The 11,492-nt window shown below is 40.7% G+C and carries 13 protein-coding genes; 9 read left to right on the forward strand and 4 right to left on the reverse strand.

What is annotated here, in order from left to right; translation table 11 throughout:
- Both ON09_RS26895 and ON09_RS18805 read left to right on the forward strand, forming a co-directional pair.
- Positions 1 to 109: helix-turn-helix domain-containing protein (locus ON09_RS26895; protein ID WP_157259006.1), on the forward strand; the 109-nt coding region annotated here is incomplete at its 5' end.
- A 150-nt stretch (positions 110 to 259) separates the two neighbouring features.
- Positions 260 to 1,051 (forward strand): glucose 1-dehydrogenase, encoded by a 792-nt coding sequence (locus ON09_RS18805; RefSeq protein WP_010602616.1) that lies wholly within the window; start codon positions 260 to 262, stop codon positions 1,049 to 1,051.
- 312 nt (positions 1,052 to 1,363) lie between these two features.
- On the opposite strand, the gene ON09_RS18810 is transcribed toward ON09_RS18805, so the two are convergent.
- Positions 1,364 to 2,101, reverse strand: a complete 738-nt coding sequence (locus ON09_RS18810) for a DUF92 domain-containing protein (protein WP_010602617.1) — start codon at positions 2,099 to 2,101, stop codon at positions 1,364 to 1,366.
- A 212-nt stretch (positions 2,102 to 2,313) separates the two neighbouring features.
- Here ON09_RS18810 and ON09_RS18815 point away from each other — a divergent pair, with 212 nt between their 5' ends.
- Both ON09_RS18815 and ON09_RS18820 read left to right on the forward strand, forming a co-directional pair.
- Positions 2,314 to 2,694 carry a nuclear transport factor 2 family protein gene (locus ON09_RS18815; RefSeq protein WP_010602618.1) on the forward strand — a complete coding sequence of 127 codons (381 nt, stop codon included), beginning with the start codon at positions 2,314 to 2,316 and terminating at the stop codon, positions 2,692 to 2,694.
- Positions 2,695 to 3,057: 363 nt separating this feature from the next.
- Complete coding sequence (locus tag ON09_RS18820; protein WP_010602619.1) at positions 3,058 to 3,501, forward strand: SRPBCC family protein; 444 nt, start codon at positions 3,058 to 3,060, stop codon at positions 3,499 to 3,501.
- Positions 3,502 to 4,048: 547 nt separating this feature from the next.
- Here the strand turns inward: ON09_RS18820 and ON09_RS18825 are convergent.
- Complete coding sequence (locus ON09_RS18825; RefSeq protein WP_029204463.1) at positions 4,049 to 4,246, reverse strand: hypothetical protein; 198 nt, start codon at positions 4,244 to 4,246, stop codon at positions 4,049 to 4,051.
- A 527-nt stretch (positions 4,247 to 4,773) separates the two neighbouring features.
- Between ON09_RS18825 and ON09_RS18830 the strand changes: the two genes are divergently transcribed.
- The 5 genes from ON09_RS18830 to ON09_RS18845 all read left to right on the forward strand — a co-directional run bounded on the left by ON09_RS18830 (position 4,774) and on the right by ON09_RS18845 (position 9,235).
- Entirely contained in the window at positions 4,774 to 5,004 is a 231-nt protein-coding gene (locus tag ON09_RS18830) for a hypothetical protein (RefSeq protein ID WP_010602621.1), read from the forward strand.
- Positions 5,005 to 5,317: 313 nt separating this feature from the next.
- Complete coding sequence (locus ON09_RS18835) at positions 5,318 to 6,100, forward strand: 2Fe-2S iron-sulfur cluster-binding protein (RefSeq protein ID WP_010602622.1); 783 nt, start codon at positions 5,318 to 5,320, stop codon at positions 6,098 to 6,100.
- A 12-nt stretch (positions 6,101 to 6,112) separates the two neighbouring features.
- On the forward strand, positions 6,113 to 6,847 hold the full coding sequence (locus ON09_RS18840; RefSeq protein WP_238533740.1) for an FAD binding domain-containing protein: 735 nt from the start codon (positions 6,113 to 6,115) through the stop codon (positions 6,845 to 6,847).
- A 2-nt stretch (positions 6,848 to 6,849) separates the two neighbouring features.
- Complete coding sequence (locus ON09_RS26255) at positions 6,850 to 7,092, forward strand: FAD binding domain-containing protein (protein WP_238533741.1); 243 nt, start codon at positions 6,850 to 6,852, stop codon at positions 7,090 to 7,092.
- A gap of 13 nt (positions 7,093 to 7,105) precedes the next feature.
- Positions 7,106 to 9,235 carry a xanthine dehydrogenase family protein molybdopterin-binding subunit gene (locus ON09_RS18845; RefSeq protein ID WP_029204464.1) on the forward strand — a complete coding sequence of 710 codons (2,130 nt, stop codon included), beginning with the start codon at positions 7,106 to 7,108 and terminating at the stop codon, positions 9,233 to 9,235.
- Between the two features lie 112 nt (positions 9,236 to 9,347).
- On the opposite strand, the gene ON09_RS18850 is transcribed toward ON09_RS18845, so the two are convergent.
- Positions 9,348 to 10,517: an FAD-dependent oxidoreductase gene (locus ON09_RS18850; RefSeq protein ID WP_010602624.1), complete on the reverse strand. Its 1,170-nt coding sequence runs from the start codon at positions 10,515 to 10,517 to the stop codon at positions 9,348 to 9,350.
- 19 nt (positions 10,518 to 10,536) lie between these two features.
- On the reverse strand, positions 10,537 to 11,295 hold the full coding sequence (locus tag ON09_RS18855) for a helix-turn-helix domain-containing protein (RefSeq protein WP_010602625.1): 759 nt from the start codon (positions 11,293 to 11,295) through the stop codon (positions 10,537 to 10,539).
- Positions 11,296 to 11,492: the final 197 nt, after the last annotated feature.

Below are 11,492 nucleotides of genomic sequence, written 5' to 3' on the forward strand. Positions count from 1 at the left end.
ATATCAGCTTGGATTCTCTGACCAGTCTTATTTTTCAAGATACTTCCGTAAAAACACCAATATGAGTCCTGAACAGTTCAGGGAAAGTACAACCCGAGGTGCCTTGTAGCAAGAGATTCCACAAATGTTCAAATTATACCAATAAAACTTCTGAATGTGCTAATCTTAGCGCCTCACTTTCTTCAACTTTGTGAATTAAGGATTGTTTAATATTCTAAAACAGGAGAATGCTTTGGCACATTCCCTAAAGGATAATCATATGGAAAAGTTAAAGAATAAAGTAATCATCATTACCGGTGCAGCAATGGGTCTCGGACTTGCAAGTGCTTTGGAAGCAGCAAAAAATGGCGCCTTATTATCCCTGATAGATTTTAACCAAGAATCATTAGAAAAAGCAAAAAATGAAATTAAGTCTAGCTATCCGGAAATTCAGATTCTAACCACCGTTGCCGATGTTTCAAATGAGGAATCGGTTAAAGGTTTTGTAGAAGATACGGTTAAGGCATTTGGCCGCATTGATGGTTTTTATAATAATGCCGGTATTGAGGGAAGACAAGCACCTTTAGTTGATTATGACCTGGATGTATTTAAAAAAGTTGTTGATATCAATCTAATGGGTGTTTATTTCGGATTGAAGTATATTATTCCGGTGATGCAAAAACAAGAATATGGTCGCATTGTAAATGTTGCATCTGTGGGCGGAATAAGAGGTGTAATGAATCAGACTCCTTATGTGGCAACCAAACATGCAGTCTCCGGCATCACCAAAACAACAGCACTGGAGTATGGAAAATTTGGCATCCTGGCAAATGCTATTGCGCCGGGAGCAATTCTAACCCCGATGGTAGCAGAGGCTTTCAAACAAGTTAACCCGGATAACCCACAGGCAGCCGAAGATGAATATGCGAAAGCCAATCCAACAAAAAGACTTGGCCGACCAGAAGAAGTTGCAAAGCTGGTTGTTTTCCTGCTTAGCGAAGATTGCAGTTACGTTAACGGACAGGTAATCGCCATTGATGGTGGTCAGTCAAATTCCTATGGAAATGTTTAATCATTATGCGATCAATCATTTATAGTCTGAATAATTTTTCGGCGTATATTATTCTTACAGATCTGATTGATGATCACCATAATTTATGTCAACCCCATTCCAAATCTCAAGATTTGAATGGGGTTAAACATTCAAACACCTATGCAGATCATCATTGATCCTAATAAACAAAGAGAAATTTTGTAATTGATGAACGAGAATAACCCACGGGTCAACATCGCTGAATCAAAAAGAATTTATCCAATTTGTGTTAAGATTGGGTGACGCGAAGCCTAAATCTTTACTTTAAACATGAAGACAGGAAAGGGTATATTAAATTAATACTCCCAAAAGCAGTGCAATTATCCCAGCTGATAAGGTGCTGAAAAAGTTTACTGCATCGTTGCCTATTAATCCCCTTCGCTCAAAATAAGCGCCTAAAAATGAATCTGTTAGGTTACCAAATGTTCCGGCAAGCACAATCCAAAAAAAACCCAGTTGAAAGCCGTAACCTATTGCATGTACCAATGCAATTAGGCAACTGCCAATAAAACCTATTACCGAACCCTCCATACTGATCACGCCATCCCTGCCGCACTCATCCGTTTTCAGCGTTTTCACATTGATACATTTGGTCCCGTAAAGTATTCCAAGCTCAGATGATAATGTATCGGCGGTGGCAGAAGCGAAGGCAGCCGCCATCACCAGCAAAAATAGATTTGTGAGCTGAGGGAAAACAAGAATTGACAGCCCGGCCAAAGCTGAAACACCCGCATTGGCCAAAACCTGAGAAGCTTTTCTACCGGCTTTATTTTCATGGTTATCGGAAAATTTATTTTTACGTTCTTGTTTCCAGGAAGTGGCGAGGGAGCCCATCAGAAAAAAGGCAGTCATCATTGCTACCCCAGTTAGCCCGGCAGCCATAAATATGGTGATAGCGATTACCACTCCAGTACAAGCAGCAGGCACAGTTAGTTTTTTTGCCAGAATACTATAAGCCATACCACCTATAATGATAATTAGCAATAGCGTAATTTCAACTTCGCTGCCCGTAAAAATATTACCATTCATTCCTCAAATCTAGGTTTTTCAACGTTGGCATAAGATTAAATCATCTGATATCCAAAAACATTCTCTTCAACAATTATTTTGAGCGAAAATTCTCGAATTGGAAATATAATGACTGGCGATCATTTCATTATCATTCAGCATATTTATTTCTTAATTTCACAACACCAGAATAGCGAGCGGATTATAATTGGTAAACATTTAATTTTTCAATAATGAATAATATTTTGATCACAAAAAACAATATCCTAGCTCATGAGGAGCTACTTTATAGTGCAATGAAAAATGGTAATATCAATGTTTTAGATGAACTTCTGCACGATGATCTATTATTTATTGTTCCCAGTGGTGATGTAATCACTAAAAAGATTGATCTCGATACCTATCGTGAAGGGAAATTAAAAATTATTGAACTTTTCCCGAAGACCGAAAATTTGAATATAATCAGTGACACAGCGGTAGTAACCGTAGTTATGGAGATAAAAGGAGAATATGAAGGAGGAAAATTTGAGGCAAAATATCGTTACATCAGATTCTGGAAACAGTTTGACGATGGTGTAAAAGTGATAGGCGGAAGTGGAATAGCCATTGATTAACTCAAAAACCCGGAAGGGAAAGTCTTTTAGATTTTGAGTTTGTAAAGTTTATAAATGTTGACATAGAGCGATTGATGGGCAATGACATATCTTCATATGAAACATATCCCTGATTAAATACTTATTCCGCAATTAATCCTGAACAGCTTCTTAAAAAATTCTTTATCAAGTCGAATGTTCGTTTTGTTAAAAATGTAAACCGGGTTAATAAAGATTAGTTATTCTCAGCGGAGCTAATTTAGTGGAATAAGCTTTGAACAAAATGTTGAACATCTAGGGATCAAATAATTTATCAATTGATTATCAGGGAAAAAGGGAACATTTTAATAATAATGCTGTTGTATGTATAAATCCCTATCAATTATGAAAAATGAACCTATTACCATAACGAAGAATTTTAAGGTTAGTGCCGCTGAACTTTTTAAGGCCTGGACAGAAGAGTCTGCTTTGAAATCGTGGTGGAAACCCGCCGGCCGAACCTTAACTACGCTAGAGAATGAAATTGAAGACGGTGGCAAAATACTTTACAAATTTGAAGACGAGTCGCAGGAAGGACAACTTACCATAGAAGGTGAATATCAGAGTGCTTTGCCTGAAGAAAAACTAGTCTATAGTTGGAATTGGATTATGGATGATCAGGCCCTGGAGAATGGAAATTATCTTTTAACCGTAGAATTCAAAGATACGGAAGATGGGTCTCAGCTCATTGTTACACAGGAAAATCAAAGCGAGCAGGAAGGAGTACATCCCCATGAGAAAGGCTGGGAAGATGCACTAAGTTCTCTTAAAAATTACCTGGAAGATTAGGCCATAAATTCATCTAATGAATCCGGCAAAGTCTGATCTCAAGCGTGAAGATGACACGAAAAGAAACACAGTTGGTTCTTAAAGCACTTCCAAAATAAAAAATCACTGTTTTTTAAGGAACGATGATACTAGGTAAGTGTCGTATTGCATTTGCCAGGATTTATGATATAATCCACAACATAAAAAACCCCTCTAAATTAATATTTAAAGGGGTTTGATACAATCTGTATTGGTTGCTTTCAGCATCCGCAATAGCTGTCGTAAAAAAGGAAATTATCCTATTTGGCTTCCTGAAGAATTAAAGAAATTCAATCAATGAAACTTTTTCGTTTTTGAGCTTAATCCAGGAAAAACCTTTGGCTCTATTTCAGATTTGATAACAACATACATGATCGTTAAATGATAGATTTTCATTGAAACTGGATACCTATTTACTTAATAAAACTAAAGAAATCTATCTGACGGCAAAGCATCGAAAGACTTGTATTTAACCCTAAAAAAAAGGTTTCTGCTTTCAACAGAAACCTTTTGGAATACGTTATGAAAATTACATCTTACTCATGGTGTCTTTCATTGTCGTATCAGTCATCATGGTATCTTTGGACATCGTATCTTGCATCATGGTATCAGTCGATGTAGAATCCATGCTGGTTGAATCAGCACCATCGGCTTTTTTTTCTGAACAAGAAACTATTGATAAAGATAATGCGAAGGCCAGGAAGCCTAATTTGAATAAATTTTTCATGTGGTTTTGTTTTGAGGTTAACATTGTTTGCCTTTTATACCACGAAATTTATTAAGGTAACCCACTAAAAGATAGTAATTTAGTTAATATTCCCGCAGGTGGTAAGATATATTAAAACCATTATCTGCTCCCCTAGTCAACAATTCGTTGACTTAAAATTCTGGATGGAATCCTGCAAAATAGTTGAAGTTAAAAATAATACCATTTATTAATTTATGTCCGGCTGGGATATGGTGACATAATTGCAAGAGTGATACACAGACTTGCGTTTGTTGAATGATAAAGCCTTACATTCAATTTATTAAACTTTTTATATGACACAAAAGGGCTATATAGTATCCAGGCGGCAACGATTAGTTTTGATTACTTAATCTTTCCGGGACGATAGATTGATAAAGCGCTCTGCAGGTAGATGGCAGAGCGCTTGACAAATTAGATTTAAAATATTGAATGCCCTGCTAACGTGGGGCTTTTTTATGCGCAAAACTTTTCTTTCGATTACTAAAATTATTAGCAATATTTGCTTTATGAATATTAAAGCAGCAACAGAAAAGAAAGAAATCAAAATTGGTCCAGACTTGATTACCATCGAACCCGTTAAAGGCGATAAAAACCTTTTTAGAATATGGGTTAACAATGCTTTTAAAGGTTATGTAATCAGGAAGGGTGAAGAATACTCAATGACTGGAGAGAATAAAATACACACTTTAATTTACGCTAGAATTATCGATTGTATCAAAAACGGATTATGTGCTTAGCATCAATATCTTTTACTGGTGCATTTCCGGATGGTGATAAAAAAGTAAGTATTTCCTCACCTAATGGTTGTGGAGATAGAACCTATCATTTAATCGGTTGATAATTGCACATGATTTCCGGGATTTCAAAATTATTTTATTATCTCGGGGCTTTACTGAAAACCATTCCAAAAGATGCATCGGGCAGATGATCATTTGCAATTCAAACAATTTTTAGGTGATTATAAAACCATAACCCCTGCCCTGTGTTTAAAAAATAGCATCCAGCTGCCAGTCAGCAGGATACTAACTGTTTCCACCTCAAAACAGCAACATGAAACATAACAAAACACAGCTTACCCCTGAAGAAAAAAAACTCTTCGGCGATCTCATGCCCGAAGAATTAGAAGAAGTTATTCAATCCGGATTCAACAGGAGACATTTTATCAAGCTGATGGGTCTGGCCACAGCCGGTCTTTTAGCCAGCCACGCCATTGGCGCAGAGCAGCTCTTTGCCCGAAGCATTGAAGATGAAGCCATTGCCGATCTTATTCCAGCGGCGGTCGAAAACGGTATTACCATCAACTTTAAAGTGAATTCGGGAGTAAAAAAAGTGCTTATTGATTCCAGAATGACCCTGCTAGATACTCTTCGCGAACGAATCGGGCTAACGGGTTCTAAAAAGGGTTGTGATCATGGGCAATGCGGCGCCTGCACAGTGATAGTCGATGGGCAGCGGGTACTCTCCTGCCTGACCCTGGCAGCCACCTGTGAAGGAAAATCAGTAATTACAATTGAGGGGCTGGCAAAAGATAATGTGCTGAATCCCATGCAGGCAGCTTTTTTAAAACATGACGGATTCCAGTGCGGGTTTTGTACTCCAGGTCAGATCTGCTCTGCTGTGGCGCTGATGAAAGAAGCCAAAGAAGGTAACCTGAGTTATTTGACAAAAGAGATCAGTGGTGATGCAACACCAGTGATGCTTTCAAATGAAGAAATAGCAGAACGCATGTCAGGAAATATTTGCCGTTGTGGCGCCTACCCCAACATTGTTGCTGCGATTAAGGAAGCTCAATCCGGCAAAAACATTACGCAAAACTGGCTTTTCGCAGGCTAAAACCCATTCCATATGAATCCTTTCAAGTTTATTTCAGCAAAAGATACAAATGCCGCCATTGCGGCACATCACCAGAATAACCAGGCTGCCTTCCTTGCCGGAGGAACCAATTTGATGGACCTGATGAAAGAGCATGTTGCTTTACCAAATGAAGTGATTGACCTGGGCAGAATAGGCCTAAAGGAGATTAAGGAAACCGCTAACGGTGTTTCTCTTGGCGCCCTGGCGAGCAATACCCTAACGGCCAACCATATTCTGGTCCGGAAACATTTCCCATTACTAAGCAAGGCCATTCTCGCCGGAGCTTCTGCCCAGATCAGAAATATGGCTACAAATGGAGGAAACCTGTTGCAACGTACTCGTTGCAGCTATTTCTATGATATTTCAATGCCATGTAATAAGCGCAAGCCAGGTAGCGGCTGCGCTGCGATGGAAGGCTTCAACAGGATGCACGCCATATTTGGCTGGTCAGATCAGTGCGTGGCCGTTTACCCCTCCGATATGGCGATCGCACTCAGTACGCTGGATGCCCGAATAAAAGTGAGCGGTAATGGATCACAGCGGGTGATCGAAATGAAGGACTTTCACCTTTTGCCCGGGTCACATCCTGAGAAAGACAATAGCCTGTCTTCAGGAGAGCTAATCACTTCAATTGAACTTGCAAAAAACAGTTTCGGCAAAATTGGGCTTATGTTAAGGTCAGGGACAGAAATTCCTATGCGTTTGCGCTGGTATCTGTTGCCGTAGGTTTGCAACTGGATAAAAACACCATTCAATCGGCTAAGATAGCAATAGGTGGTGTTGCACACAAACCCTGGAGGGCGCTAAACGCTGAAGCATTTTTGAAAGGTAAAAGTGCAACAAAAGCGAATTTCCTCAAAGCTGCAGAAATGGAAATGGCCGCAGCAAAACCCCTTTCACACAATCAGTTTAAAATAGACATGTCCAAAAACACGCTGGTTAGCGCATTGGAAGTTGCGCTTAAAGGTTAACAAAGAAATCGTTATGGAAGAAAATAAAAAATCAGTTGGAAAGGGCATCGACCGGATTGACGGAATACTTAAAATCACCGGAAAGGCCAGTTACGCAACCGACTACCCAGCCGTCAATCTGGCTTATGCAGTTTTATTTAAAAGCAACATCGCAGCCGGAGAGATAAAAGAAATTTTGACAGCTGAGGCCGAAAAAGCTCCAGGCGTATTGAAAGTGATTACCCATCAGAACGCCCCTAAGCTAAATATAAAAGGTGGTTTACGTGGCGGCGCACTCTTGCAAGGGCCTGAAATTACTTTTCACGGACAGCACATCGGCATCGTAGTGGCGGAAAGCTTTGAACAGGCCACCGCGGCCGCACACCTGATCAAAGTCAGCTATAACCGCAAAGAAGAAAAAATTGATTTTGAAAAACTTTCCAAAACCCCTGAGCTTCCAAAAGGAAAAGAACTCGCCGACCAGGTTCGTGGTGCAGGGAAATCAGCCCTGGCCAGCGCTGAGATCAGAGTTGAAGAAAAATATGAAACCCCGATAGAACATCATCACCCTTTAGAGCCGCACTCTACTTTAGCGGTATGGGAAGGCGAAAAACTGACTTTATACAACGGATCGCAAATTATCAACGGGGCACAGGGAGCTGCTGCAGCGACACTGAATTTAAAGCCCGAACAGGTGAGAATCATTTCTCCATTTATCGGAGGCGGATTCGGGTCAAAAGGAGGACAATGGGCCAATCTGGTGCTCACCGCAGTTGCAGCTAAAATGACCGGCCGCCCGGTTAAGCTCGCCCTTACCCGACAGCAAATGTTTAATTCAGTTGGCATGAGACAAAGGAACACCCAGCAGATTAGTCTGGGGGCAACAAAGGATGGAAAGCTTACCACCCTTTCGCACGAAACCATTTCACATACTGCTGTGGACAGTGAATACATAGAGCCCTGCGGCGACTGTTCTAAAATTATGTATGAGGTTCCCAATAGCCTGATCAGCTACCGGGTTGTACCCATGAATTTGATCTTACCCACCTATACGAGGGGGCCGGGAAAATCTACAGGCAGCTTTGCTTTAGAGTCTGCCATGGATGAGCTCGCCCACAAATTAAAAATGGATCCCATTGAACTCCGGATCAAAAATGAGCCAGCGAAAGATCCCTCAAATGGGAAACCCTGGTCATCGAGAACAACTATAAAATGTTTGCAGGAAGGAGCCAAAGCTTTTGGCTGGGATAAAAGAAAACCGCAGCCCGGAACAAACAAAATTGGTGAAGATCTTATTGGGTACGGCGTGGCTTGTGGCACCTATCCGGCGAGGCAACGCGACAGCTCGGCAATCATTAAGCTTAGCATGCGCAGTTCAAAAGTATTTGCCACAGTCGAGATTGCGGCATCAGACCTGGGTACAGGAACCAACACCATCCTTGCCCAGACCGCAGCCGACGGTTTAGGCTTAAGTGTTGACCGGATTACCGTTAGGCTTGGAGATTCTGATCTGCCACCAGCGGCGGGCTCTGTAGGCTCTGTTGGCGCTTCGAGCTTTGCCAATGCAGTGAACGATGCCTGCACTAAAATCACAGACGAACTGCTGGCCAAATCCGGAAAACAATTTTTTGTCCGCCCCAGCGCATCCGAGCTGATGATCTCTGAAAACATCACTGCTTTTCAGACCCGCTCTGATTCCAAGGCACCTGAAGAAGCCGAAAAATATTCCTCACACAGCTTCAATGCAAATTTCGCAGAAGTTAGGATTAATAGCATAACCGGAATGATCAAAGTTACCCGTTTTCTGGCAGTCACCGGTGCCGGAAAGATTTTGAATCCAAAAACTGCCCGTTCGCAAATCATCGGTGGAAATATATGGGGGATTGGGATGGCTTTAAGTGAAGAGTCGGTGATTGATCCCAGATACGGAAATTTCGCTACCAGATCTTTTGCAGATTATCACGTACCGGCTAACCTGGACATTGGAGAAATGGAGGCAATTTTTATTAATGAAAAAGATGTCATCCCAAACAAAATGGGCGTAAAGGGCATCGGGGAAGTCGGTATCGTTGGGGTTGCTGCAGCGGTGGCAAATGCAGTTTTTAATGCCACAGGCAAAAGAATCAGAAGCCTCCCGATCACGCCTGACAAATTGCTTGGATAGCAATAAAATCAACTTTAGTGAACAAACCAACCACATTTGATTGTGGCACCACAAGATACGAGCAGGCTACGATCATTTCGATGGCGTGCTCGTATCAAAAATGCACAACATCTTAATGAGGATTAAAAAAAGCCAGCATTGTTTTTAATGCATTTCCAGCATGCATGTTCTCACCATTTTCAAGCGATTTTTTCGCTGCATTTGCTGCCCTTTCCCACATTTTTATTTCGTAAGCTAGAATAGCTTCCTGAAGAGAGCCATAGTCAGCAGAAGTCAGACATTCACTTAGTTCAAGCGCATCAAGCATCGCCATATTTGCACCCTCCCCCGCAAATGGTGGCATCACGTGAGCAGCATCACCGATCAGGGTTAGGTTGGAAAGCGTTTTCCAGTTTTGATCTAATGGTGCACAATAAATCGGACGGGGAATAAATGGCGTAGCTGCTTTCTTAAATATTTCATACCAGACACTACTCCAGTTGGGATATTCTCTTTTAAACCACTCCAGCACCGCAGTGCGATCTGAGAAGTCAACATCGCTTTCTTCTGACCAGTTTTCATTAGCTTTAAAACTCAGATAAAATCCAAGATCACCTCCTCCTTTCTGTCCCATGAGAATATTTTTTCCGTTTCCGAAAGCCATGATTTTTCCGCCGTTAATCAGTGAATACATCTGCGGAACCGCTTTCTTAGCATCATAAACATTACCTTCCAACATCGTGATGCCAGAATAGAAAGGCTTTATTTCAGTCAGATAAGGTCGGATTTTAGAATTTGCACCGTCCGAACCAATGACGAGATCTGCATAAACCGACAGGCCGTTTTTAAAATATAGCATCCACCCTTCATTATGCCGTTCCATAGAGATAAAATGACTGTCCCAGACAACAGTATCTGGCGCTAAAGACGCTAACAATATCTTTCTTAACACACCGCGATCAATCTCAGGACGAAAGTTTTCGTTACCGAAATCTTCTTCCAGATTCTTTTCATGATCACTGAAATGAACTTCCGCCTGTTCGTTTAAGATCAACGTTTTATCTGCACCCGGCATGAAGTTATTTTTAAACTCGGCTAACAGATCAGCTTTAATCAAAGCTGCCATCCCGGATGCTTCATGCATGTCGAGTGGTGCGCCCTGCACACGTGCATCTTTATCAATATCTCTTTCGTACACCTGCACATCTGTTCCTTTCAGCTGTAACAGCCTGGCTAAAGTCAGGCCGCCCGGACCGCCGCCAATCACTGCTATTTTTTTATCTTTGATTTGCATATTTTTCATCGTTTTGAACGATGCTAAATTATGCCGTCCTGAAAGAAGATAATAGTATAAATCGGTCGTTTTTATTTTTAAAAAGTTCTTTAGGAACTACCCCGGAAAACTTTTTTATTTCTTTGATAAAATGGTTTTGATCTGTAAAATTCAGCTCCGGGAAAAGTTTTCCCTGTGCAATATGTTCCAGCGAAGCCCGGAAGCGAAGTAAATTGCAAAATAACTTTAATGAAATGCCGAATCGCTGATTAAAATAACGGTTCATTTGTCGGCTGGTCCAGCCAACTTTTTCAGAAAGCTCCTTTACGGTAACAGAACCATGTGTATGATAGATAAGATCAAATAATTTCTTTTTACGAAGATCAATTTCCTTTGGAATACGAGAGCTTATTATTTGTGATAACCTTTCGCAAAAGCTTTCAAAATCACTGAGATCTTGAAGATTAATGTCCCAAAAATCATGAGATAATATTTTTCCCTTATCGACAATATCTGAAATGCTTTCATGGAAGACATATTCCACGGCAAGCAGCTTGAAACTCACTGCAAATCTTAGACTTTTCGCAGGGATAATTCCTTCATCATGGTATTGCGTACCCAAACCAAGAAGTACAATCCTAAAAGGTTGGTTGTCTGACTGGATAAAAAATAAATCTATTCGTCCGTCCGGTAATCCAACCGTTTTCTTATCATGCTCCGTTTCATTTTGCAGCACCCAAAAACTTTCCACAAAGTCTGAAAGTGATTCATCAGGTTTAACTTGTTTATAATAGATGCCGCTGTCCATAATTTGCTTCAAGTAATCTGCAGGTACGAAAGTGTTTTTTTATTTTGAATACCATTCAAATCTAGCATTATCAATACGAGAAATAACCAATCGCTACATCTTTTCATCGCCTTTAACTTTTTAAGCTAGAATTTGCTAGATAGAACAGCTCAAACCAGAACTTTGAGTCTTTCATACCGCAAAAAAAGTGTGTACGT

Origin of the sequence: Pedobacter agri PB92 (assembly GCF_000258495.1) — a bacterium.
Lineage (GTDB): Bacteria > Bacteroidota > Bacteroidia > Sphingobacteriales > Sphingobacteriaceae > Pedobacter > Pedobacter agri.